Below are 26,340 nucleotides of genomic sequence, written 5' to 3'. Positions count from 1 at the left end.
ATTTTTATCTTTTTAAAAAGGAACATCATCTCCACCAAAAGCATCTTTTGGATCAATGCCGCCTTCACTTGAACCTTCAAAAGGATTTTCAGGGAAATCAGCATTCATAGAAGATTGAAATTCTGAGCTAAAACCTTCTTCTAAATCTGAGAATTTTGCTAAATGTCCAGTAAATTTTAAACGAATATTATCTAAACCACCATTTCTGTGTTTTGCTACAATAAACTCACCTTGTCCTTCACATGGCGAATGATCATCATCATCCCATTCTGTCATTCCGTAATATTCTGGACGGAAAATAAATGATACAATATCTGCATCTTGCTCAATCGCTCCAGATTCACGTAAATCTGATAATAAAGGTCTTTTAGATCCTCCACGAGTTTCTACCGCACGAGATAATTGAGAAAGTGCAATTACTGGCACAGATAATTCTTTAGCTAAGGCTTTTAAGTTTCTAGAAATCATCGAAATTTCTTGTTCACGGTTTCCTCCAGCCTTTCCTCCTGCTGTCATTAACTGCAAATAATCAATAACTAAAATTTTAACATCATGTTGCGATACTAATCTTCTTGCTTTTGCACGTAAATCAAATACAGAAAGAGACGGTGTATCATCAATAAAAATAGGTGCATCAGATAAACGTTTTACTTTTACGTTTAATTGTTCCCACTCATGTGGTTCTAAATTTCCTTTTCTTAATTTTTCTGATGTTAAACCCGTTTCAGAAGAAATCATACGCGTAATTAACTGTACAGAAGACATCTCTAAAGAGAAAATAGCAACTCCGTGATTAAAATCTATAGCCATATTTTTTGCCATAGAAATTACAAAAGCGGTTTTTCCCATACCAGGACGAGCAGCAATAATTACTAAATCGGATGGTTGCCAACCAGAAGTTAAAGCATCTAATTTAGTAAAACCTGTTGCTAAACCAGACATACCTTCTTTATTACCAATTTCTTGAATCTTTTTTAAAGCTTGCTTTACAAGAGATCCCGCATCTTCTGAACTCTTTTTTAAATTACCTTGTGTAACCTCAAAAAGTTTTGCTTCTGCATCGTCTAATAAATCAAAAACATCTGTGGCTTCATCATAAGCGTTTTCTATAATTTCTGATGAAATTGATATTAATTTACGCTGAATGTATTTTTGTAAAATAATTCTTGCATGAAACTCTATGTGCGCAGAAGATGCTACTTTTTGAGTTAAACGAATTAGAAAAAAATCGCCACCAACAAATTCTAATTTACCATTCTTTTTTAATAAATTAGATACTGTTAAAATATCTATTGGTTCAGAATTTTGAAATAATTCATAAATAGTAGCATAAATATCTTGATGTTTTTGATCATAAAAAGCCTCGGCACTTAAAACGTCTATAACGTCATCAATACCCTTTTTATCAATCATCATTGCACCTAGCACAGCCTCTTCTAATTCCACTGCTTGTGGCGGAATTTTACCTTTTTCAAGTTGTACTAACCTTGATTTATCTATCTTTTTACCTGTAACAGGAGTCGTTTTTTCCATGACTGCAAATGTACTTTTTTTACATGTTAAATTCTACTCTCAATAGTAAATTTCTTTGTTCACAAAAACAGATAAGAATTGTTATTAATATGTTAATAACTAAGTAACTTTTAAAATGATGTGTTACTTTTACACGAATGAAATGGAATAAAACACATATTTTTTTATCAATATTACTGCCTATTCAGATGCTTTTAATGCAACTGGTGGCTAAAAATCCATCGTTTATAGAAAAATATTATTCTAACGGAATTTATCCTTATATATCGTCTTTTTTTAGAATACTTTTAGGTTGGCTTCCTTTTTCTTTTGGTGATGTTTTATTAGCATTTGGGTTATTTATTTTAATTCGATTTTTATTTCTAATCATAAAAAATAGGTTCAAAAATTTTATTCCTAAAATAATTCATTTTACGGCTGTATTATCTATTATTTATTTTTGTTTTTATCTTTTTTGGGGTTTAAATTATTATAGAGAACCTTTGGCTAAAAATTTAAATTATCAACAAAAAGAATATACTACAGAACAACTTAAAACAGTAACAGAGTACATTATAAAAGAGCTAAATTATTATCAACTTAAAATTACTAAAAACGATACTTTAAAGGTTACTAATTTTTATCAACCAAAAGAAATGTATGCAATGGCGGTTGATGGTTATACAAATTTAGCAAAAGATTTTCCTCAACTAAAATATCAACATAAATCTGTAAAAAGTTCTTTAATGAGTTTGCTACAAACTTATAATGGCACTGCCGGATATTTAAATCCGTTAACGGGGGAAGCACAGCTAAACGATAAATTACCAAAAACAGGTTATCCTACAACCGTATGTCATGAAATGGCACATCAAATAGGTTTTGCTGCAGAAAACGAAGCTAATTTTATAGGATTTTTAGCCGCAAATTATAATGATGATATTTATTTTAAATATGCAAGTTATAGAATGGCTTTTGGTTATTGTATTTCTGAGATAAAAAAAAGAGATAAAAATTTATCTAAAGAACTTTGGCAAAAGGTAAATAAAGGAATTATAAAAGATTTTAACAATAGTTACCTATTTTGGCAAGAATATAAAAACCCTTTTGAACCTTATATTAAAAAAGGATACAATGCCTATCTAAAAGCGAATAAACAAGAAAAAGGTGTACAATCTTATAATTATGTTGTTGATTTATTTATTAGTTATTTTAAACCCCTAATAAAATACTAAAATTTTGTTAAATTAAGGCATTTTAACATTTTACAAATTGCTTCTATTTAATTTTATGCAAAATAATTCAAACAACTAATTCAAACTTTTATGAGAAAATTACTCTTTTTTTTCTCATTATTTGTAGCATTTTCTATGCATTCGCAAGATTATTTTCCTACAGATAGTGGAGTAAAAACAACAGAAAACACAACTTTTGCGTTTACCAACGCAACCATTTATGTAACACATAATAAAGTTGTAAAAAAAGGAACCTTACTAATTAAAGACGGTAAAGTTTTAAGTATTGGTAAATCGGTTAAAATTCCTTCAGGAACAAAAACAATCGATTTAAGTGGTAAAACTATTTACCCTTCTTTTATTGAAATTTATTCAGATTTTGGTCTTGCTAACTCAAATAGACAAGGTGGCCAAGCTGGCTTTAGGTCTAGAACAAGACAATATGAAGCTACACGAGAAGGTTATTATTGGAACGACCATATTAGACCAGAAACAAATCCTATTTCAGATTTTAAGTTTGATAGTAAAAAAGCAAAAGATTTAATTAATGCTGGTTTTGGTGTTGTAAATACTCACTTAAACGATGGTATTGTACAAGGTAATGGTTTGTTAATAGCTTTAAACCCTAATTCTTCTGATGCTTACAGAATCTTAGATACAAAATCTGCTCAATATTTATCATTTAATAAAAGTTCTAAATCTAATCAAGCTTATCCTAGTTCTAGAATGGGTGCAATGGCTTTATTACGTCAGGTGTACAACGATGCAGATTGGTATGCTAAAGGAAACATGAAAAATAAAGATTTATCTTTAGAAGCTTTTAATGCAAACAAAAACTTACACCAGATATTTGAAACTTCAAATGTTTTAGATGCTTTAAGAGCAGATAAAGTTGGTGATGAGTTTGGTGTACAATACACTATTGTTGGTAGCGGAAAAGAATTTGAAAGAATTAATGATATAAAAGCAACAAACGCTAATTTTATTATTCCTATTAATTTTAGTGCTGCTTTTGATGTTTCTAATCCGTTATTAACAGAACACATATCTTTAGGAGATATGCGTAGATGGAACCAAGAGCCTACAAACTTAAGTGTACTTTCTAAAAACGGAATTAACTTTGCTTTAACCACACATACTTTAAAATCTATTAATGCTTTTCATAAAAACATACAAAAAGCAATTAAATATGGTTTTGATAAAGAAAAAGCATTAGAAGCCTTAACAACTATTCCTGCTAATATTCTTGGTAATTCTTCTATTGGTAATTTAAATACAGGTAGTTACGCAAACTTTATTATTACTTCTGGTGATGTTTTTGATCCTAAAACTACTATTCATGAAAATTGGGTACAAGGTGATAAAAATGTAATTAATGATATGAATATTAAAGACATTACAGGTGATTATATGTTAACTGTTAATGATGAAAATTACGATTTATCAATTACCGGTAAAGGAGCTAAACAATCAGGATCTATTAAAAAAGATGGTAAAAAAGTAAATGCTAAATTTTCTTTTGCAGATGATTGGGTTACAATTACGTTAAATGAAGAAGATAAGTATACAAGAATGTTAGGTAAAGTTATCAATGCTTCTAACGTGATGCAAGGTGATGCTTTTGATACAAAAGGTGATAAAACTTCTTGGTCTGCAAGTAAAAAAGTAGCAGCAACAGAAACAAAAGGAAAACCTGCTAAAAAAGGTGGTAAAAAAGAAAAAGTGTTAACTGTTGTACCAGTAAGTTACCCTAATATTGGTTTTGGTAATTATACACAACCTAAAACACAAACAATTTTAGTTAAAAATGTTACTGTTTGGACCAGTGAAGATGAAGGTATCTTAGAAAACACAGATGTTCTTTTAAAGAATGGAAAAATCACTAAAATAGGTAAAGGTTTAAGTGCCGGAGGCGCAACTGTAATTGATGGAACGGGCAAACATTTAACTGCTGGTATTATAGATGAACATTCTCATATTGCAGCTTCTTCTATTAATGAAGGTGCACAAAATTCTTCTGCAGAAGTTACTATAGAAGACGTTGTAGACCCTAATGACATTAATATTTATAGAAACATTTCTGGAGGAACAACAACTTCTCAAATTTTACATGGTTCTGCCAACCCAATTGGTGGACGTTCTGCAATCATCAAACTAAAGTGGGGAGAAAATGCAGAAGAAATGATTTACGACAACTCACCTAAATTTATAAAATTTGCTTTAGGAGAAAACGTAAAACAATCTCGTAGCACAAATGGTACTCGTTTTCCACAAACAAGAATGGGTGTAGAACAAGTTTTTATCGATTATTTTACAAGAGCGGAAGAATATGATGCTTTAAAGAAAAGCGGTAAGCCTTATAGAAAAGATGCCGAAATGGAAACATTAGCAGAAATTATTAACAGCGAACGTTATATTTCTTGTCACTCTTATGTACAATCAGAAATTAATATGTTAATGAAAGTTGCAGAAAAATTTGGTTTTACAATTAACACTTTTACACATATTTTAGAAGGATATAAAGTGGCAGATAAAATGAAAGAACACGGTGTTGGTGGTTCTACATTCTCAGATTGGTGGGCTTATAAATACGAGGTTAATGACGCAATACCTTACAATGCAGCAATTATGCATGATGCCGGTGTTACTGTTGCTATTAATTCTGATGATAGAGAAATGTCTAGAAGATTAAACCAAGAAGCTGCAAAAACAGTTAAATATGGTGGTATGACAGAACTAGAAGCTTGGAAAATGGTAACAATTAACCCAGCTAAACTTTTACATATTGATGATAGAGTTGGTAGTATAAAAGTAGGTAAAGACGCAGATGTTGTTTTATGGAGTGATCACCCAATGTCTATCTATGCTAAAGTTGAAAAAACAATCATAGAAGGTAAAGTATTTTTTGATAGAAACGAAGACATTAAAAAACGTGAAGCTATTAAAGAAGAAAGAAGCAAATTAATTAATATGATGTTACAGGAAAAAATAGGAGGTGCTAAAACGCAAACCCCAAGAAAAAGAATCGATATCGATTTTCACTGTGATACAGAAATATAAAGCTACAGAAATATGAAAAAAATAATATATAGTTTGCTATTTACTTTCTTGTTAGGTAATAGCATTATAGCACAACAAACACCTGCAGATAAACAAACTGCAGACTATTCTATAGAAGGTGCAACAGCACATTTAGGAAATGGAGAGGTTATAGAAAACTCTTTAATAATGTTTAGCGAAGGAAAAATTGTTTTTGCAGGAAGTGCAAATGCAAAAATTGCTAGAAGAGGAACCGTTATTAACGCTAAAGGTAAACATGTTTATCCTGGTTTTATTGCAGCCAATGCAAGTTTAGGTTTAGTAGAAATTGATGCTGTTAAAGCAAGTGATGATGAAGATGAGATTGGTACAAACAACCCGCATATAAGAAGTTTAATAGCTTATAATGCAGAAAGTAAAGTGGTAGAATCTATGAGACCAAACGGAGTTTTAATGGCGCAAATTACACCAAGAGGTGGTTTAATTTCTGGTACATCTTCTATTGTACAATTAGATGCTTGGAACTGGGAAGATGCTGCTATTAAGGTTGATGATGCTATACACATGAATTGGCCAGGAAGCCTTTCTAGCGGAAGAAGAAGGTTTGGTGGTGATGGTACATTAAAACCAGACCCAAACTATCCTAAAAGTATAGCTGGTATTAAAACTTATTTTTCTAATGCTAAAACTTATTTAGCAGGTAATGCAGAAAAAAAACATTTACCTTATGAAGCTACTAAAGGTTTATTTGATGGTACTCAAAAACTTTTTATCCATGTAAACGGACAAAAAGAAATTACAGATGCAATTACTATTTCTAAAGAATTAGGTATAGAGAAAGTTGTTATTGTTAAAGGTGGAGATGCAGATAAAGTTGCAGATTTACTTGTAAAATACAACATTCCAATTATTTTAGAAAGACCTCATAGAAACCCAAGTAGTGAAGATGATGCTTATGATTCTACATATACTATTGCAAAAATACTTACAGAAAAAGGTATTACAGTAGGTTTAGGTATGGAAGGGTCTATGGAACGTATGAATACAAGAAATTTACCTTTTTACGCTGGTACTTTTGCGGCTCATGGTTTAGAAAAAGAAGAAGCTTTAAAGTTATTAACTTTTAATAATGCAAAAATATTAGGAATCGATGATTTTGCAGGAACTTTAGAAGTTGGTAAAGACGCAACTTTATTTATATCTGAAGGAGACGCATTAGATATGAGAACTAACATTATTTCTAACGCTTTTATACAAGGTAGAAAAATTAGTTTAGAAACTCATCAAACAAAATTGTGGAAAAGGTATTCTAATAAGTATAAAACAAAATAATTTCATCTTATTAAAGTTTAAAAAAGGCTCGCTTAACGCGAGCCTTTTTTTACTATAAATAATTTTTCCTTTTCACAGAATTTTAAGTACAAATCCAAATAAATACACTCAACTTACTGTTATACAAATATTGTTATTATTTTGACTTAAGACAATACCTATAAATAGGTATATTTGCATTGATGAAAGAAATTACAAGTATCCAAAACTCTTACATAAAAAACTTGCTAAAACTGCAAGAAAAAGCACGTGAACGAAAAAAACAAGGGCTATTTATTATTGAAGGTAAACGAGAAATTTCTTTAGCCATATCTGCTGATTATGAATTTGATACAATTCTTTTTTATCCAGAATTAATCTCAGAAAAAGAAATTTTACACCTATTTAATAAAAACATAAATAGAGTATCAATTTCTAAAGAAATATATCAAAAAATAGCTTATAGAGAATCTACAGAAGGAATTGTTGCTGTTGCAAAAACAAAAGATTTTTCTTTAAAGAACATTAAATTTAAAAGAGAAAAACCTTTAATTTTAGTAGCAGAAAGTGTAGAAAAACCAGGTAATATAGGGGCTCTTTTAAGAACTGCAGATGCTGCAAATGTAGATGCAATATTTATAGCAGACCCTAAAAGCGATTTATATAACGCCAATATTATTAGGTCTAGTGTTGGTTGTGTTTTTACTAACAACATTGCCATTGGTACATCAGAAGAAATAATTACTTTTTTTAAAAAACAGAATATTAATATATATGCTGCTACTTTGCAGAACTCTAATGAATATCATAAGGAAAACTATACAGAATCTTCTGCAATAGTTGTTGGTACAGAGGCAACGGGTTTAACAGAAACTTGGCGAGAAGCTGCTAAACAAAATATAAACATACCTATGCAGGGACAAATAGATTCTATGAATGTTTCTGTTTCTGCTGCAATTATTCTTTTTGAAGCAAAAAGACAAAGAGATTTTAAATAAAAAAAAATGAAAGTATTAGGAATTGACATTGGTGGATCTGGAATAAAAGCTGCTGTTGTAAACACAAAAACAGGAGAATTACTTACTGATAGACACAGAATACCTACACCAAAACCAGCTACACCAGAAGCTGTTGCCAAAGTTGTAAAAGAAATGATAAAGCATTTTGATTGGAAAAAAGCTGTTGGTTGTAGTTTTCCTACCACAATTGTTGATGGAAAATGTATTCATTATGGTAACTTAAGTGAAAAATGGCTAAATGTAAAAGTTGATAAACTATTTAAAAAAGAATGTAAACTGCCATTTTATGTTAGTAATGATGCAGATTTAGCCGGTCTTGCAGAAGTTAGTTTAGGTGCCGGTAAAAAAGAGAAAGGTGTTACTTTGGTTATAACAATTGGTACAGGTATTGGTTCTGGTTTGTTTTTTGACGGAAAATTGATTCCGAATGTAGAAATAGGAAAAATGTTGCATACCAATGGTAAAATTATTGAGTTTTACACGGCAGATTCTATAAGAAAAAAAGAAGATTTATCGCTAAAACAATGGGCTTTACGTTTTGATGAATTATTAGAATATGTAAGAATTGTTTTTTCACCTAGTTTAATTATTTTAGGTGGTGGAATTAGTAAAAAATATGATGAATTTAAACAGCATTTAACAACAGATGTTAATGTTAAAGTTGCTGAATTTAAAAACAATGCTGGTATTATTGGTGCTGCAATGTATGCTAGTAAAATGGAAAAAAAATAAATGCAACCTACTACTCTATTTTATATTTTAATAGCAATTTTAGTTATCAGTTTTATTATTGATAAAGTTTTAGACTTCTTAAATTCTAAACATTTTGATGATGAAATTCCTGATGAATTAAAAGATGTTTATAATAAAGAAGAGTATCTGAAATCTCAAGAATACAAAAAAGTAAATGATAAATTTTCTAATTTAACATCAGCATTTTCTTTGGTGTTAACTTTAGTTTTCTTTTTTGTTGATGGATTTAAACATGTAGATAATTTTGCAAGAAGCTTAACTGATAACCCCATTTTAGTAGCTTTAACTTTTTTTGGTGTTATAATATTAGGTTCAGATATTTTAACAACACCTTTTTCTTATTACAAAACATTTGTTATAGAAGAAAAATTTGGTTTTAATAAATGTACAAAAAAAACTTTTTGGTTAGATAAATTAAAAGGAGGTTTAATGAGTGCTATTTTAGGTGGTGGAATTTTATCTTTAATTATTTGGTTTTATCAATTTGCAGGAGAAAATTTTTGGTTATACGCATGGGCTTTAGTTGCTTTTTTCTCTTTGTTTATAAATATGTTTTACGCAAAACTAATTGTACCTTTATTTAATAAACAAACAGCTTTAGAAGCTGGCGAATTAAAATCAGCAATAGAAAAATACTCAAAAAAAGTAGGTTTTACTATCAATAATATTTTTGTAATCGACGGCTCTAAACGTTCTACAAAAGCAAATGCTTATTTTTCTGGTTTTGGTTCTCAAAAAAGAATTACTTTATATGATACTTTAATAAGTGATTTAGAAACAGATGAAATTGTTGCTGTTTTAGCACATGAAGTTGGTCATTATAAAAGAAAACATATCGTTTTTAATTTAATATCCTCTATGCTACTTACGGGTTTTACGCTATTTATATTGTCTATTTTCATCGATTCTTCTCTTTTATCAGAAGCATTATCAATTTCAACACCAAGTTTTCATATTGGTTTAATAGCATTCGGAATTTTATATTCTCCAATTTCTGAAATTACAGGATTATTTATGAATTATATGTCTCGTAAATTTGAATATCAAGCAGATAATTATGCCAAAGAAACTTTTAATGCAAAAGCACTAATTACATCACTTAAAAAATTATCTAAAAACAGTTTAAGTAATTTAACTCCGCATTCTGCGTATGTTTTTGTGCATTATTCTCATCCAACTTTGTTGGAAAGAATAAAAAATTTAGAAAATTAATTTTTTTCTATTACAGAATAAACAATATCATCTATCATTTTTTTAGAACGTTTACTAGCACTATAAACCAACATTGTTGTCAGTTCAATGCAAGTTTTCTTGTCGTATTTTAGGTAATAAACTTGCTTTAAATAGTTAATTCCTTTTTTAGATATAATTCCCTCTTTAAGTAATATTTTTTCTCCTTTTATTGTCTTTTCTCCTATAAATTTCAGTTCACTAGAATTAGAAATTTTATTCAGTTTTGTTTTTTGTTTTTTATAAGAAATGGGTAAATATAATGCTACAATTAGAGCTTTTGGCTCTTGTGCAGCATACATGTTAGTAGTAACATTTGTAAAAATATCTTTATTTATGTTGATATTTACTTTCTTATTTTGAAGTTTAAAAAGCAGTTCTTTTTCTCCTTTGTCTTGAGATTGAATATGATAACTTAAAATAAATATTATAAATATAAGAATGTTTTTCATTGTTCAAAAATAGAAAATTTAGAAAACTAATTATTTGTTTGTTAAAATACTTCTTCATAAATTCACTTATAATATTATATTTTTTCAAAAGTGTAACTTATGGAATACAACGCAACAATAGAAGAAGAAAATAAAGAAATAGCTAACCGCTATAAAGATTTATTAAAAGGAACTTATGAGGTTTTATCTAAAGAAGATAAAGAACTTATAAGAAAGGCGTTTGATATTGCTGTAGAAGCACACTCTAAACAGCGTAGAAAAACAGGAGAACCTTATATTTTTCATCCAATAGCAGTTGCCAAAATTGTAGCTTATGAGATTGGTTTAGATGCTGTTTCTATTGCATCTGCCCTTTTGCATGATGTTGTAGAAGATACAGAGTACACTATAGAAGATATGGAGCGTCTTTTTGGGGAAACTATTGCTAAAATTGTTAATGGTTTAACTAAAATTTCTCGTTTAAATAAAGAACAAAACGCATCTATACAAGCAGAAAATTTTAGAAAAATGCTATTAACCTTGCATGATGATGTTAGGGTGATTTTAATAAAAATTGCAGACAGGTTGCACAATATGCAAACAATGGATGCAATGCCAGATTATAAACAGGTTAAAATAGCATCTGAAACATTATATATTTATGCGCCTTTAGCACATAGATTAGGTTTGTATAATATAAAAACAGAATTAGAAGATTTAGGATTAAAATATACAGAACCAGAGGCTTATAACAGTATTTTAAGTAAAATAAAAGAGAGTAAAGAAGATCAACAAAATTATTTGAATCAATTTGAAAACACTTTAAAAGCTGGTTTAGATAAAGAAAATTTTGATTATGAAATAAAAGGACGTTTTAAATCTATTTATTCTATCCGTAGAAAAATGATTAAACAAAACGTAACCTTTGATGAAGTTTATGATAAATATGCTATTAGAATTATATACAAACCAAATTCTAATGATGATAAATTTGATGCGTGGAAAATTTACACCATAGTTACAGATTACTTTAAACCAAACCCTTCTAGGTTAAGAGATTGGATTACACAACCAAAATCTACAGGTTATGAAGCTTTACATATTACTGTTGTAGGACCAGATTCTAGATGGGTAGAAGTACAAATACGTTCTAATAGAATGAACGAGATTGCAGAAAAAGGTTATGCTGCTCATTTTAAATACAAACAAGGTACACAAGAAGATAGTGGTTTAGAAAGTTGGTTAAATAAATTAAAAGAAACATTAGAAACTCAGAGTTTAAATGCTGTAGACTTTGTTGAGAATTTTAAATTAAATCTATATTCTAAAGAAATATATGTTTTTACGCCAAAAGGAGATTTAAAATCGTTACCAAAAAATGCAACCGCTTTAGATTTTGCATTTTCTATACATACAGATGTAGGCTTAACTTGTAGAGGCGCAAAAGTAAATGGTAAACTAATGCCTTTAAGTCATAAACTAAAAAGTGGAGATCAAATTGAGGTTATAACCAGTTCTACAAATAAGCCAAATGCAAGATGGTTAGATTTTGTTATAACAGCCAGAGCAAAAGGTAAAATTAGAGCAGCATTAAAAGAAGAAGAAAAATTAATAGCAGAAGAAGGTAAAGCAATATTAACACGTAAATTGCGTCATTTAAAAATAGCTTTCAATGATAAAAATATTAACGAAATAGTAAACTATTTTCAGCTTAAAACAAGTTTCGATTTATTTTTTAGAGTTGGTAACGGTGCAATAGATAACACTCAATTAAAAGCATTTGTTTCTCAAAGAAACAGTAAAATTTTAAACTTCTTTAAAACAAAATTACGAAGAAGTTCTTCTGAAAATGATTTTGTAGCAGAAACAGAAGAAGTTAATAATAAATATGATGCTTTAGTTTTTGGTAAAGAAGAAGAAAAATTAGATTATAAAATATCTAAATGTTGTAACCCAATACCAGGAGACAAAGTATTTGGTTTTTTAACTATAAATGATGGTATAAAGGTTCATAAAATGAACTGCCCAAATGCTATTTCTTTACAATCTAACTATGCATATAGAATTATGCAAGCTAAATGGATAGATTCTACAAAACAAGAATTTAAAGCGATACTAAAAATTGAAGGGGTTGATAATAAAGGAATTGCAAATAAAGTAACACGTCTTATCTCTAGTAATATGGGCGTATTTATTAACAGTATAAATATTAAAGGGGATGATGGAGTGTTTGATGGAAAATTATCTATAAGCATAAAGAATAGTTCGCAATTAAACAAGCTGATAACAAACCTTTTAAAAATTGAAGGGGTTAAAAAAGTAGAACGTGTTAATACTTTGTAAATATCAATTGATTAAAATTGTAAATTAATTAATAAATAACTGTAAATTTGCTTTTTGTAAAAATCACCTGTAAATGAGTAATTCTCTTGAAAATCAAGAAGTAGTTAAAAAAGTTTTCACTGCATATTTAGAAGAAAACAAACATAGAAAAACACCAGAACGTTACGCAATTCTTCAGGAAATCTATACTTCTGAAGAACATTTTGATATAGAATCACTTTATATTAAAATGAAAAATAAAAACTATCGTGTTAGTAGAGCAACGCTTTACAACACCATAGATTTACTTTTAGATTGTGGATTGGTTAGAAAACATCAGTTTGATGGGCAATCTATGGCTCGTTATGAAAAAAGTTATTTCGATAAAAATCACGATCACGTAATTTTTACAGATACAGGAGAAGTAAAAGAGTTTTGTGACCCTAGAATACAGGTTATAAAGAAAACAATAGAAGAAATTTTTGATATTGATATTCATAGTCATTCTCTATATTTTTACGGAACAAAAAAGAAAAAATCTTAAACAACAACACAAAAAAATAAAATATTAAATTACACACTAATGGCTGTAGATTTATTACTAGGATTGCAATGGGGAGATGAAGGTAAAGGTAAAATTGTAGATGTACTTACTAAAAATTACGATATCATTGCTCGTTTTCAAGGAGGACCAAATGCTGGTCATACTCTAATTTTTGACGGACATAAACATGTTTTACATACAATTCCTTCTGGAATTTTTCATAAAACAGCATTAAATGTTGTTGGTAATGGAGTGGTTATTGATCCTGTTATCTTTAAAAAAGAATTAGAAAACCTAGACAAACACGATATAGATTATACATCTAAATTATTAATTTCTAGAAAAGCACATTTAATTTTACCAACTCATAGATTATTAGATGCTGCATCTGAAACTTCTAAAGGAAAGGCTAAAATTGGTTCTACTCTAAAAGGAATTGGCCCAACTTATATGGACAAGACTGGTAGAAATGGAATGAGAGTTGGAGATTTAGAATTAGAAAACTGGAAAGAAAAATATGATGCTTTAACAGAAAAGCACATTAAAATGTTAGAATTCTTTGATGTTCAAATAGAATATGATTTAAAAGAATTAGAAGCAGAATTTTGTAAAGGAATAGACAAATTAAAAACGTTAGCTTTTATTGATAGTGAAGAGTTTTTAAACCAAGCTATAAAAGATAAAAAGACAATTTTAGCAGAAGGAGCTCAAGGTTCTTTATTAGATATAGATTTTGGTACATATCCTTTTGTAACATCTTCTAACACAACAGCTGCTGGTGCATGTACTGGTTTAGGTGTTGCACCAAATAGAATTGGAGAAGTTTTTGGTATTTTTAAAGCTTACACTACGCGTGTTGGTTCTGGACCATTCCCTACAGAATTATTTGATAATGATGGAGCTACAATGGCTAAAGTTGGGCACGAATTTGGTGCTACAACTGGTAGACCAAGACGTTGTGGTTGGTTAGATTTAGTTGCTTTAAAATATGCTGTTGATGTAAATGGTGTTACGCAATTAATGATGATGAAGGGTGATGTTTTATCTGGATTTGATACTTTAAAAGTATGTACTTCTTACAATTATAAAGGAGAAGAAATTAGCCATTTACCTTATAACATAGAACCAGAAAATGTTTCTGTTAATTATACAGAATTTAAAGGTTGGGAAGATGATTTAACAAAAATGACTTCTGCAGAAGAATTACCACAAAACTTATTAGATTATGTTGCTTTTATAGAAAAAGAAACAGGCGTACCAGTATCTATAGTTTCTGTTGGTCCGGATAGAAAACAAACTATTACAAGATAATTTATTTTTAAATAAATATAAAAAGCATCTTTCTAAAACTGAAAGATGCTTTTTTTATGCAAAAAACTATTTAAGATTTTCTATTTCTAAACCAATTAAAGCCAATTTATTTTGTTCTACTTTTAATGCATTTAAAAGTGTTTCTTTATATTCTGCAAAAAAGTGTTTCTTATCGGTAAAAATTTCATTGTAATAATGGATACCAGCCTCTAAATTATTTTTAAATTTTGATAAATATCTCAATTGCTTTTTATCTACAGCTATTTTAATTTCATCAACTTTATCTTCTAAATGCGCAATATAAAGTGATAATTCTTTTATAAAAACATTAGGTCTATCTGCCCTAGTTATCATATTCTTTCTTCCATAAATATGATCAGTAATTCCCTTTAAACTAATTACTTTATCATAATAAGCCATATTAGGTCCTGGACAAACAGAAACTCCATCTCCAGTTTTTTTTGTGCTTACATTATTTAAAATTAATGTTGATGTGCCTAAACCTACACAGATACAAGATTTTTCAATAATTTTTTCTTTTTTAGCGTAATTTTCTTCATCAGAAATATTTAAAGAATCTAATTCCTTTAATTTTAGGTGTTGATATTCTCTAGAAGCTGTACATAATCCACTTTCTTTAAATTCTTTGTTTAAAGCGATGTATTTGTTCGGACAAGACGTACCTGGCCTTCCTTTGTCAATCAACTCTTGTTTTTGAATGTCTTTTGTATTTCCTTTTAGAGTATTAAAAGGAATTCCTAACGGAGAAGTATTACTTAAATATAAATCTTCTTCTTTCGCTTTTCTAAGTTTTTCAATTGTGGTTTTATCTACACTTGTGGCTTCCGGTACCAATAAAAAAGGACTTCCCCAACCTATAGAATCTAATTGATACTCTTCTATTAAAAAAGAATGTTCTTCATCTGTACCTACTCCACCTTGCGTTGTAATTTTTAAATCTAAATCATTAATAGGTATCACTTTATTTGTGTCTTCTAAAGCTTTAAACACTAAAGTTTGTATCTGATTTTTTAAAGTTTCTTTATTTTCTTTAAATTCTTTTAAAACCGGACCTAAAAGAAAACCATCAGTAGCAAAAGCATGTCCACCACAATTTAAACCAGATTCTATCCTGTATTCAGAAACCCATAAACCTTTTTTAGCCAAAAACTTACCTTGTATAAAAGCTGATCTATAATCACTAACTTTTAAAATGATTTTCTTTTTAATAAAACCATTTTTATCAGGAAAAAAATCATTAAAAGAACTAATATAAGAATACAAACGAGGATTTAAACCTGCAGAAAGTACTAAAGAAGATGACAATTTACTTTTAGCAAAACCTCTTAAAGCTGCATGAGCATCATTATACTCTACTGGCATTAATTTTTTGTTTTGGTAATTTTCTTTATCAACTTTGGTCATAATATTTACATCAATATTACCCATTGTTAAATTTCTATTAGTAAAATCTTTCAATTTAGAAAAACTTACTCCCTCTTCTATTAATTTAAAAAAACCTTTTTTAATAACAGAATAATCTGGCAACATAGAAATATAATCACTTAAAGCTTTACTTTTTATTGACGTAATATTTTTAAGTTGATTGAATTTTTGCTCTGTTTGGTCGTGTAATAAGTTTAGATAAGATGTAATTCTTTTTGCTCTAAAATCTTCAACTTTATCAGTTATTTCTTTATAAGGTAGTTCTAATTTTTCACTGTAAAGTTTTCTCATTTTCTCTACTAAAATATCATCAACCAAAGAAACAACAGAATCTATACCGTATTGTGCTACTTTTAAAGGAGAATCTATTGTAAAACCAATACCCATTACAGGAATATGAAATGAATGTGCGCTTTTTTTCATTTATTTTAAATGTTTTATAAACCGCAATGTATAGTTATTTACAACTGAAAAACATGACTATTATCAACTTCATAAAAATTGATAATAGTTATGTTTTATATTATAAATTATTTACCCCATTCTAGTAAGATTTGTTGGGCATATTTATCACACTGATTTAAAGTTTCTTCAACGTGCTTAAAAGTAGTTTTAGGGTTGATTAAACACATTCTTATTACTATTTGATTTAATAAAACAGTAGTAACTAAAAGCGCTTCTTTAGACTCTATTACTCTAGAAGAAATCTCTTGATTTAGAGTGTTTAACTCTTTTTCATTTAAATCTTTACTTAAAGGATTGTATCTAAAATTTATTATTGCCAAAGTAGCAGGAGAAACTATCTCCCAATTTTTACTTTCTCTTAATAAATCTTCTGTTTTATCTGCTAAATCAATATTATAGGTAACTGCTTTTTTAAAGGCATTTAAACCATACGTTTTTATAGACATATAAAATTTTAAAGCTCTAAATCTTCTTGTTAATTGTATACCATAATCGTAAAAATTAATTTCAGATTCGTTACCTTCTATATCTCTTAAATATTCTGGTTTTTCACTAAAAGTATTGCTTAACCAAGAAGAATCTTTTACCAATAAACATCCTATTTCATAAGGCTGAAAAAACCATTTATGAGGATCTACTGTTAAAGAATCTGCACGTTCAATTCCTTGTAAAATTTTACTTCCTTTTTCAGATAAAATGGCTGCACCACCATAAGCTCCATCAATATGAAACCAAAGATTTTCTTTTTCACAAATATCAGCTAATCTATCTAAAGGGTCTACAGTACCTGTATTTGTTGTTCCTGCAGAAGCAATAATGCAAAAAGGGTTTTTACCTTCTAATTTGTCTCTTGCAATTTCGTTTTTAAGCTTGTTAATCCCTATTTTAAACTCTAAATCTGTTGGAATAATCTTTATTTGTTCTTTTTTAAATCCTAAAATTCTTATTGCTTTAATGTTAGAAGAATGTGCTTGATCTGATAGATAAATAACTGCTTTAGAAAAATCATCGCCACATTTAATTCTTCTGGCAGTAGTTATTGCTGTTAAATTAGCCATAGAACCACCACTTGTAAAAATTCCTCCTCCTTTTGTTACAGGAAAATTAAACATTTTTAAAAGCCAATTTAATGTAACAATTTCTAATTCTGCTGCGGCAGGAGAAACAATCCAACCACCAGAAAAGATATTAAAACCTGTAGCTAAAGAATCTGCCATGGTGCTAATAAAGTTACTTGGCCCAGGTACAAAAGAAAAAGATTTTGGATGCGTAGATATACTACTATTAGGTAATACATTTTTGGTTACAAAATCTAAAACTTCATCTGCAGGTGTTGCATTATCTGGTGCTTCTGTTAAAAAAAGGGTATCCATTTCTTCTCTAGAAGCTTTGCTTACAGGGTTTTTATTTTCTTCATCTGCATAATGGTTTACAATGGTATCTACAATTTTATAGCCATATGCTTGCATTTCTTCTTTAGTTAAATAAAAAGGTGATTTCATCAAAAAATATTTTTTTGCAAATTACAAGAACTAAAATTTATAATGAAGATAAAGTTATATTTTCTTTAAAAAAACAACCTCATTTTATATATCACAAAAAAAATATATAACGTAAATATGGTTATCAAAAAAAAACGTAAAGTATTAGTTTATATGATGATAGCTTAAAATTGTGATAAAAGTCATTTTTTTATGACAAAAACTAAGTCAAATTTGTAGAATAAAACTTTACAAAAAAGATGAAGTCTCTAATTAATAAAAGTGTTGCTGGTATTGTTACCGAAAACATAAATACGGCATCTGTTTTTAAAAAGTATAAAATAGATTTTAGTTTTCATGGTAATATGTTGCTCTCTAAAATATGTGAAGAGCGAAATATTAATGTGCAGAAAATTGTTAAAGAATTAGAATCTGTTAATAAAAATAAATATTATTTAAAAGATTATAATTCTTGGAAATTAGATTTTTTAATAGATTTTTTAATAAATATTCATCATGAATATGAAGAAGAGAATATTTTACTACTTAAAGATTACAGTAAAAAAGCTGTGAAAATTTATGGTAAAACAATTAAAGAATTGATAGAAGTAGATAAATTAATTGAAGAAATTTCTGATGAAATATTAGAGCATATGAAAAATGAAGAAACCATCTTGTTTCCTTACATAAAAAAATTAATTGAAGCTAAGAAGAAAAACAAAAAAATAAGTATAACAAACTCTCCTTTAAATGAACCTGTAGAAGCTTTAGAAGACGATCATGGCAAAGTAGGAAAAACTTTTAAACGCATTTCTTTTTTAACAAATAACTACAAAATACCAAAAAATGCATGCAACACTTTAAAAGTATTGTACGTAAAACTAAAGCAGTTTGAAGAAGAACTTAACAAACACATCCATTTAGAAAATAACATATTATTTCCGAAAGCAAAGAAGCTAGAAAAAACAATTTTAACACGTTAAAAAGACAATAAAATAAATTTCACTTTTCTTTAATAGATTGCCATTTAGTTTTCAGTATTTTTGTCTTTAAAACTATTATTTTGAAAAGAATATTTATTCTATTTTTTATACTTATTTCTACTATTGCATATTCGCAAACCAGAATCATTAACTACAAAGCAGAGATTCAAGATACAGATGAAGAAAAATATCCTGGAGCAACTGTTTTAATAGGAAATGTAAAAATGACACATGAAGGCATTGTGTTAACCAGTCAACAAGCATTATTTTACAGAGAAAAAAACTTTTTTAAAGCTATTGGTAAAGTAGTTATAAAACAAGGAGATACAATTACACAAACAAGTGATTATACAGATTATGATGCAAACTCTAAACAAGCATTATCTTGGGGAAATGTTGTATTAAAAGACCCTACAATGACGTTAACTACAGATACGCTTCATTTTGATCGATTAAATCAAAAACTATATTACCAAAATTATGCAACTATAAAAGACGAAACAAACACGTTAAAAAGTAAAATAGGTAATTATTATTTAGAGAATAAAAAATTTACAGCAACTTCTAGAGTTACTGTTGTTAACCCAGAACATCACCTAGAATCTGATCACTTAGATTATTATACAGAATCTGGTTATACTTATTTATACGGACCATCTACGATAACAAATTTAGAAAATAAGAATAGAATTTATTGCGAAAAAGGTTTTTACAATACTAAAACAGATGTTTCTCATTTTGTTAAAAAAGCAAAAATATTTTTAAAAGAAAGAACTATAGAAGGTGATAGTTTGTATTATGATAAAAATAAAGGTTTTGCTTCTGCAACCAATAATATTCAGGTTATAGATACTTTAGAAAACTTTATAACTAAAGGTAATTATGCAGAGCTTTTTGAATTAAAAGACTCTCTTTTTATTGTTAAGAAAGCGGTTGCTATTACTATTGTAGATAAAGATTCTATGTTTGTACATGGAGATACTTTATTGGTTACAGGTAAACCAGAACAAAGAATTGTTAGAACCTACCATAATGTAAAAATTTTTAAATCTGATTTACAAGGTAAATGCGATTCTATACACACAGACCAACAAACAGGTTTAACAAAAATGTTTAAAAATCCTGTAATTTGGTCTGATCAAAATCAAATAACAGGAGATACAATTCATTTAGTTTCTAATGTAGAAACAGAAAAATTAGACTCTTTAAAGGTGTTAAATAATTCTTTTATAATCTCTAAAGATTCTATTTCTGATGATAACTTTAATCAAATTAAAGGAAGAAATATGTTTGGTAAGTTTGAAAACAATAAACTTAGAACACTTTTGGTTAAAGGGAATGCAGAATCTGTTTATTTTAATAGAAACGAAAAAACACAGGTTTTAGAAACCATTACAAAAGAAATATCTAGTAATATTGAATTTACTTTAAGTGATGGTCAAATAGAAACTATTAAATATCTAAAACAATCAGATGGTAACACGTATCCACCATCTAAATTACCAGATGATGTAAGAGTTTTAAAGGGTTTTATTTGGAGAGAAGAAGAACAACCTAAAAAAATGGAAGATATTTTTATTATTGATGATATTAAACTTCCTTTGAATAACGAAGAAGAAGATAATAAAAAGCCCTTAAACGATTTAAATAAAGCATTAGAAAAGAAAAAAGGTAAAAAACCTAAAAAGTCTGACATTAAAAATAAAAAACAATAATATTGAAAACAGATTTTTTTAAATATCAAGCCCAAACCTCACCTCACCCATTTGCTCTAGAAATTTCTAAAGCCAAAGGCAGTTATATTTACGATACATCTGGTAAAGAATATTTAGATTTTGTAGCCGGAGTTTCTGCAAATAGTGTTGGGCATAACAACCCAAATGTTACAAATGCAATTAAAAATCAATTAGATGCATTTTCTCATGTAATGGTTTATGGCGAGTTTATACAACAGCCACAAGTAGAATTGTGTAAATTATTAGCTAAAAGCTCTCCAACAAATTTAAATGCAGTTTATATTACAAACTCTGGTACAGAAGCAACAGAAGGAGCTTTAAAATTAGCTAAAAGAGTTACAAGTAGATCAGAAATAATTGCAGCAAAAAATGCTTATCATGGTAATACCATGGGATCTATGAGTGTTAACGGAGTAGAAAAACAGAATCAAGCTTTTAGACCATTAATTCCTGGTACAAAATTCATAGAATTTAATAATGAAATAGAAATTGATAAAATTACACAAAATACAGCTGCTGTAATTTTAGAAACCATACAAGGTGGAGCTGGTTTTATAGAACCTAAAAATAATTTTTTATTTAAGATAAAAGAACGTTGTAAAGAAGTTGGCGCATTATTAATTTTAGATGAAATTCAATCTGGAATAGGTAGATCTGGTAAGTTTTGGGGATTTGAAAATTATAATGTTGTACCAGATATTGTAATTACGGGTAAAGGTTTAGGCGGCGGAATGCCAATAGGTGCTTTTATATCCTCGTTTGAAAATATGAGTTTATTAAAAGACAATCCTAAATTAGGTCATATATCTACTTTTGCTGGTCATCCTGTAATTGCAGCAGCAGCAAATGCAACTGTTACAGAAATTATCAGTAGAAATTTGATTGCAGAAAGTTTACGAAAAGAACAATTGATAAAAAAGCAACTTAATCATCCTTTAATTAAAGAAATTAGAGGTAAAGGTTTAATGCTAGCAGCAATTTTAGAAAGTCCAGAATTGGCTTCTAAAGTAGTTTTTGAATGTTTAGATAAAGGTTTAATACTTTTCTTTTTGCTTTTTGAAGGAAGAGCTTTAAGAATTACACCACCGCTAACAATTTCTGATGAAGAAATTATAAAAGGTTGTGATATCATTTTAAAAGCTATCAATAAAATTTCAAATTAGAAATTAATTTGAATAATCGCTTATTTTTTTGTAGTTAAATAAAAACTTTAAGATAAGGTATTTAATTAACTTACAATTAGTATTTAATAAAAAATAAGGTCTTTAAAAAATTGTATTATTAAATTAATATAAAGATAGCTATTAGAATAAAAACTACAACTTGCATCCATTTTAAATAAAAGCCAATCTTATTATTTTTTTTAATTTTTTCTGATATTGAACCTGCTAAAACAGCTATTAAAGAAAAAACGACTAATGAAATAAGCATAAAAATAAATCCTAAAGTATAAAATTGAATTATAGGATTTATGGTATTACTAAAAAGAAAACTTGGAAAAAAAGCTAAGAAAAAAATTGAAACTTTAGGGTTTAATACATTCATAATAAACCCTTGTTTAAATAGCTGCTTTGTACTTTTTTTAGTTACTTTATCTTCAGACAAAATAATATTAGGGTCAGATTTGTACACTTTATAAGCTAAATACAATAAATATAAAGCGCCAAATAACTTAATTAAAAAGAATAAATTTTCAGATTCTTTTATAATTACAGAAACACCAAAAGCTAACAAAGTTGTATGTATTAAACATCCTGAAATTAGGCCAAAAACAGTTGCTAAACCATATTTTTTTCCATTTACTATGCTTTGTGTTAAAACAAAAATATTATCTGGTCCTGGCGCAAGAGCCAAAACAAAAGTTGCAGCAATAAAAGAAAGTAAGGTTTCTGCCATAAATTCTAAATTAAATATACAGACTAACTTCTTGCTAAAATTGCTTTATTTATTTTTTTTACTAAACCTGGTCCTTCATAAATAAAACCAGTATAAATTTGTACTAAATCTGCTCCTGCTTCAATTTTTTCTATTGCATCTTCTGCAGAATGTATACCTCCTACTCCTATAATAGGAAATGATTTATTAGAATTATCTGCTAAATACTTAATTACTTTAGTACTCTTATTTTTAATAGGCTTACCACTTACACCACCGTTACCAATTTCTTGTAAACGTTTCTTAGACTCTTTTAAATTGTCTCTAGAAGTAGATGTGTTAGATGCAATTACACCATCAATTTTTGTTTCTGCAACCAATTCTATAATCTCATCTAACTGAATATCATTTAAATCTGGCGCAATTTTTAATAAGATTGGTTTTTGCTTTTCTTTTTTATTATTTAAGTTTTGACAATTTGTTATTAGTTCTACTAAATAATCTTTATCGTTTAATTTTGCATGACTGCCAACATTTGGGCAACTTACATTTAAAACAAAGTAATCTACATAAGCATGTAAAGCGTTAAAAACCTCTAAATAATCTTTAGTGTAAGCTTCTGGCTGTGTTGCAGTATTTTTACCAATGTTACCACCAATAATAATTTTTCCTTTATTTTTTTTAAGGTTTGTAATAGCAGCTTCCATACCTTCATTATTAAAGCCCATTCTATTAATAATTCCGTTATCATCTTTTAAACGGAATAACCTTTTTTTAGGATTCCCTGCTTGACCTTTAGGTGTTACAGTACCTATTTCTACAAAACCAAATCCAAAATTAGCTAATTCGTTATATAAAACCGCATTTTTATCAAAACCAGCTGCTAATCCTACCGGATTTTTAAATGTTAATCCAAATAAATTACGCTCTAATTTTTTATCGTTTATTTGATATAATCCTCTAAATATATTTGATAAAAAAGGGATTTTACATAAATTTCTTACTAAAGAAAAAGTAAAGTAATGTACTTTTTCTGGATCAAATAAAAAGAAAATTGGTCTTACTATTAATTTGTACATAATTTTAAATCTAAAAAAAGCTCCTTAATAAAGGAGCTTTTAAATTATCTTAAAACAGCATTTAAATTTTTTTCAAAAGTTTGCTGTAATTTTTGCATTATTTTATCAATTTGATTTTCAGTAAGTGTTTTAGTTTCATCCTGAATTAAAAAACTTACTGCATAAGATTTTTTACCTTCTGGTAATTTATCACCTTCATAAACATCAAATAAATCTACTTCTTTTAATAACTTTCTTTCCGATTGAAAAGCTAAATTATAAACCTCTTTAAACTCTGTTTTAGTATCTAACAATAAAGCCAAATCACGTTTTACAGTCGGAAATTTTGGTAAATCAGATACTTTTACTTGCTTATTGCCTATAAATTTAAGAATTGCATCCCAATCAAAATCAGCAAATAAAACTTCTTGTTTTATTCCAAATTCTTTTAAAACAGCACGTTTTACAACTCCAAATTCTACCAACTTCGTTTTGCCTAAACTTAAAGAAAGTCCTTCAGAAAAAACATCTTGTTTTGTAGGTGTTGGTTTTACTTTATCTAAACCTAATCTACTTAATAAAGAAGTAATAACACCTTTTAGATAGAAAAAGTCTGATGTTTTATTAGCAACACTCCAACTTTCTTTTGTTCTGTTACCTGTTACAAAAAGCGTTAAATGCTTATTTTCTTGATATTTTTCGTTGTATTTATGGTATGTTTTACCAAACTCATAAAATTGTAATGAATTATTTTTTCTATTAATATTGTAAGAGACAGACTCTAAACCACTAAATAACAAAGATTGACGTAAAACCTTTAAATCGTTACTTAACGGATTTAACATTTCTACATTTGCTTCTTCATTTATATTTTCTGAAAAACCTGCATACTCTGGTTTTGTTAAAGAGTTTGCCATTGTTTCATTAAAACCAAGTGCACTTAATTGGTTTGCAATAATATTTTCTACCTTAATTTCTTTGTTAGAATCAAAAGAAATAGAAGTATTTAATTTATGAGAAAACTCTATATTATTGTAACCATAAACTCTTAATATTTCTTCTATAATATCTGCTTCTCTCTGAACATCTGTTCTATAAGAAGGAATTGTTAACCCTAAACCACCGGCAGTTTCACTATTAATTTTAATTTCTAATGAAGCTAAAATATTTTTTATTGTTTCTTTAGATAACTCTTGCCCTATTAATCTGTAAGCATTATCATAAGATAAAAATACTTGAAAGTCTTCTATTTTAACAGGATAAAAATCAGAAATATCAGAAGCCATTTTACCTCCTGCATATTTTTCTATTAACAAAGCAGCTCTTTTTAAAGCGTATTTTGTTAAATTAATATCGATTCCCCTTTCAAAACGGAAAGATGCATCTGTATTTAAAGCGTGTCTTTTTGCTGTTTTACGAATAGAAACAGGATTAAAATAAGCACTTTCTAAAAAAATAGAATTGGTATATTCTGTTACACCAGATTCTAATCCACCAAAAACACCACCAATACAAAGCGGATTAGAGTCTCCATCACAAATCATAATATCTTCTGATGATAATTCTCTTTCTACTTCATCTAGAGTAGTAAATTTAGTACCTTCTTCTAGAGTTTTTACAATAATTTTGTTTCCTTTAATTTTTTGTGCATCAAAAGCATGTAAAGGTTGCCCTAACTCGTGTAAAACATAATTTGTAATATCTACAATATTGTTTTTAGGTGTTAAACCAATTGCTTTTAATCTATTTTTAATCCATTCCGGAGATTCTTTAACCACAACATCTGTTATTGTAATACCAGAATAACGAGGAACTAAGTCTTTATCTTCAACTTCTACATCAAAACGTAAAGTTCTTTCATCTACATGAAAATTACTAACAGACGGAGAAATCAACTCTAATTTTATATCTTTTTGTATTAATCCTGCACGCAAATCTCTAGCTACACCAAAATGGCTCATAGCATCAGATCTATTTGGTGTTAAACCAATTTCAAAAACATAATCTGTTTCTATATTAAAAACTTCTGCTGCAGGTGTACCTACTTCTAAGTTTTCATCTAAAACAAGAATTCCGTCATGCCCTTTACCTAAACCTAATTCGTCTTCGGCACAAATCATTCCATGACTTTCTTCTCCTCTAATTTTACCTTTTTTTATTTTAAAACCTTCTCCTTTATCATCATATAAAGTTGTGCCAATAGTTGCAACCGGCACTTTTTGCCCAGCAGCTACATTTGGTGCACCACATACAATTTGTACAGGTGCTTCTAAGCCTAAATCTACAGTTGTAACTTTTAATCTATCTGCATTAGGATGCTGCACGCATGTTAAAACTTTACCAACAACAATCCCTTTTAAACTTCCTTTAATAGACTCTTTGGTTTCAATGCCTTCAACTTCCAATCCTAAATCAGTTAACAACTCTCCTGTTTTAATAGGTTCCCAATCAACCTGTAAAAACTGTTGCAACCAATTGTATGATATTTTCATATTCTTTTTTTAAGGTTTATTAACGGCAAATTTACTTAAAATCTACTTTTTATTCCTAATTTTATCCACTTTACTTTTTTACACAATAAAAATTAAA

The 26,340-nt window shown here is 28.3% G+C and carries 19 protein-coding genes; 12 read left to right on the top strand and 7 right to left on the bottom strand.

The genetic code is table 11. From position 1 onward, the window contains the following. Positions 1 to 12: 12 nt before the first annotated feature. Positions 13 to 1,533 carry a replicative DNA helicase gene (dnaB, locus tag KI686_RS14610; RefSeq protein WP_237590072.1) on the bottom strand — a complete coding sequence of 507 codons (1,521 nt, stop codon included), beginning with the start codon at positions 1,531 to 1,533 and terminating at the stop codon, positions 13 to 15. Between the two features lie 137 nt (positions 1,534 to 1,670). On the opposite strand from dnaB, the gene KI686_RS14605 reads away from it, so the two are divergent. The 6 genes from KI686_RS14605 (at position 1,671) to KI686_RS14580 (ending at position 10,081) form a co-directional block, all read left to right on the top strand. Then, positions 1,671 to 2,747, top strand: coding sequence for a DUF3810 domain-containing protein (locus KI686_RS14605; protein ID WP_237590071.1), 1,077 nt, complete (start codon positions 1,671 to 1,673; stop codon positions 2,745 to 2,747). A gap of 90 nt (positions 2,748 to 2,837) precedes the next feature. Further along, positions 2,838 to 5,807, top strand: a complete 2,970-nt coding sequence (locus KI686_RS14600; RefSeq protein WP_237590070.1) for an amidohydrolase family protein — start codon at positions 2,838 to 2,840, stop codon at positions 5,805 to 5,807. A 12-nt stretch (positions 5,808 to 5,819) separates the two neighbouring features. After that, positions 5,820 to 7,118 carry an amidohydrolase family protein gene (locus KI686_RS14595; RefSeq protein ID WP_237590069.1) on the top strand — a complete coding sequence of 433 codons (1,299 nt, stop codon included), beginning with the start codon at positions 5,820 to 5,822 and terminating at the stop codon, positions 7,116 to 7,118. Positions 7,119 to 7,300: 182 nt separating this feature from the next. Continuing rightward, a complete protein-coding gene (locus tag KI686_RS14590; protein ID WP_237590068.1) occupies positions 7,301 to 8,095 on the top strand; it encodes a TrmH family RNA methyltransferase in 795 nt (264 codons plus the stop codon). Positions 8,096 to 8,101: 6 nt separating this feature from the next. After that, a complete protein-coding gene (gene ppgK, locus KI686_RS14585; protein ID WP_237590067.1) occupies positions 8,102 to 8,848 on the top strand; it encodes a polyphosphate--glucose phosphotransferase in 747 nt (248 codons plus the stop codon). Then, positions 8,849 to 10,081 (top strand): M48 family metallopeptidase, encoded by a 1,233-nt coding sequence (locus KI686_RS14580; protein WP_237590066.1) that lies wholly within the window; start codon positions 8,849 to 8,851, stop codon positions 10,079 to 10,081. Here the strand turns inward: KI686_RS14580 and KI686_RS14575 are convergent. Further along, on the bottom strand, positions 10,078 to 10,551 hold the full coding sequence (locus tag KI686_RS14575) for a hypothetical protein (protein WP_237590065.1): 474 nt from the start codon (positions 10,549 to 10,551) through the stop codon (positions 10,078 to 10,080). The two genes, KI686_RS14580 and KI686_RS14575, sit on opposite strands and share 4 nt — an antisense overlap. Before the next feature lie 99 nt (positions 10,552 to 10,650). Here KI686_RS14575 and KI686_RS14570 point away from each other — a divergent pair, with 99 nt between their 5' ends. From KI686_RS14570 to KI686_RS14560, 3 genes are all read left to right on the top strand, one after another. Then, positions 10,651 to 12,873 (top strand): RelA/SpoT family protein, encoded by a 2,223-nt coding sequence (locus KI686_RS14570; RefSeq protein WP_237590064.1) that lies wholly within the window; start codon positions 10,651 to 10,653, stop codon positions 12,871 to 12,873. 73 nt (positions 12,874 to 12,946) lie between these two features. After that, a complete protein-coding gene (locus tag KI686_RS14565; protein ID WP_237590063.1) occupies positions 12,947 to 13,396 on the top strand; it encodes a Fur family transcriptional regulator in 450 nt (149 codons plus the stop codon). A 39-nt stretch (positions 13,397 to 13,435) separates the two neighbouring features. Further along, positions 13,436 to 14,707 (top strand): adenylosuccinate synthase, encoded by a 1,272-nt coding sequence (locus KI686_RS14560; RefSeq protein ID WP_237590062.1) that lies wholly within the window; start codon positions 13,436 to 13,438, stop codon positions 14,705 to 14,707. Between the two features lie 66 nt (positions 14,708 to 14,773). On the opposite strand, the gene KI686_RS14555 is transcribed toward KI686_RS14560, so the two are convergent. Together KI686_RS14555 and KI686_RS14550 are read right to left on the bottom strand one after the other, a co-directional pair. Then, positions 14,774 to 16,576 (bottom strand): hypothetical protein, encoded by a 1,803-nt coding sequence (locus KI686_RS14555; RefSeq protein ID WP_237590061.1) that lies wholly within the window; start codon positions 16,574 to 16,576, stop codon positions 14,774 to 14,776. A gap of 107 nt (positions 16,577 to 16,683) precedes the next feature. Then, positions 16,684 to 18,120 (bottom strand): pyridoxal phosphate-dependent decarboxylase family protein, encoded by a 1,437-nt coding sequence (locus KI686_RS14550; RefSeq protein ID WP_237590060.1) that lies wholly within the window; start codon positions 18,118 to 18,120, stop codon positions 16,684 to 16,686. Between the two features lie 239 nt (positions 18,121 to 18,359). Here KI686_RS14550 and KI686_RS14545 point away from each other — a divergent pair, with 239 nt between their 5' ends. The 3 genes from KI686_RS14545 to KI686_RS14535 all read left to right on the top strand — a co-directional run bounded on the left by KI686_RS14545 (position 18,360) and on the right by KI686_RS14535 (position 21,981). Next, positions 18,360 to 19,082, top strand: coding sequence for a DUF542 domain-containing protein (locus KI686_RS14545; protein ID WP_237590059.1), 723 nt, complete (start codon positions 18,360 to 18,362; stop codon positions 19,080 to 19,082). An 80-nt stretch (positions 19,083 to 19,162) separates the two neighbouring features. Next, positions 19,163 to 20,797 carry an OstA-like protein gene (locus KI686_RS14540; RefSeq protein WP_237590058.1) on the top strand — a complete coding sequence of 545 codons (1,635 nt, stop codon included), beginning with the start codon at positions 19,163 to 19,165 and terminating at the stop codon, positions 20,795 to 20,797. 2 nt (positions 20,798 to 20,799) lie between these two features. Beyond that, positions 20,800 to 21,981, top strand: a complete 1,182-nt coding sequence (locus KI686_RS14535; RefSeq protein ID WP_237590057.1) for an aspartate aminotransferase family protein — start codon at positions 20,800 to 20,802, stop codon at positions 21,979 to 21,981. A gap of 118 nt (positions 21,982 to 22,099) precedes the next feature. Here the strand turns inward: KI686_RS14535 and KI686_RS14530 are convergent, their stop codons facing one another. Genes KI686_RS14530 through pheT form a run of 3 tightly spaced genes read right to left on the bottom strand, consistent with a single transcriptional unit; the run spans position 22,100 to position 26,243 of the window. Beyond that, positions 22,100 to 22,714: a LysE family translocator gene (locus KI686_RS14530; RefSeq protein ID WP_237590056.1), complete on the bottom strand. Its 615-nt coding sequence runs from the start codon at positions 22,712 to 22,714 to the stop codon at positions 22,100 to 22,102. A 23-nt stretch (positions 22,715 to 22,737) separates the two neighbouring features. Then, a complete protein-coding gene (locus tag KI686_RS14525) occupies positions 22,738 to 23,772 on the bottom strand; it encodes a quinone-dependent dihydroorotate dehydrogenase (RefSeq protein ID WP_237590055.1) in 1,035 nt (344 codons plus the stop codon). A gap of 44 nt (positions 23,773 to 23,816) precedes the next feature. After that, the gene (pheT, locus tag KI686_RS14520) at positions 23,817 to 26,243 is read right to left on the bottom strand and encodes a phenylalanine--tRNA ligase subunit beta (RefSeq protein ID WP_237590054.1); all 2,427 of its coding nucleotides are present in this window, start codon (positions 26,241 to 26,243) and stop codon (positions 23,817 to 23,819) included. Positions 26,244 to 26,340: the final 97 nt, after the last annotated feature.

Source organism: Polaribacter sargassicola (assembly GCF_021991835.1).
In the GTDB taxonomy this organism is placed as follows: Bacteria; Bacteroidota; Bacteroidia; order Flavobacteriales; family Flavobacteriaceae; genus Polaribacter; species Polaribacter sargassicola.
This window is presented reverse-complemented; position numbering and strand designations above follow the sequence as displayed.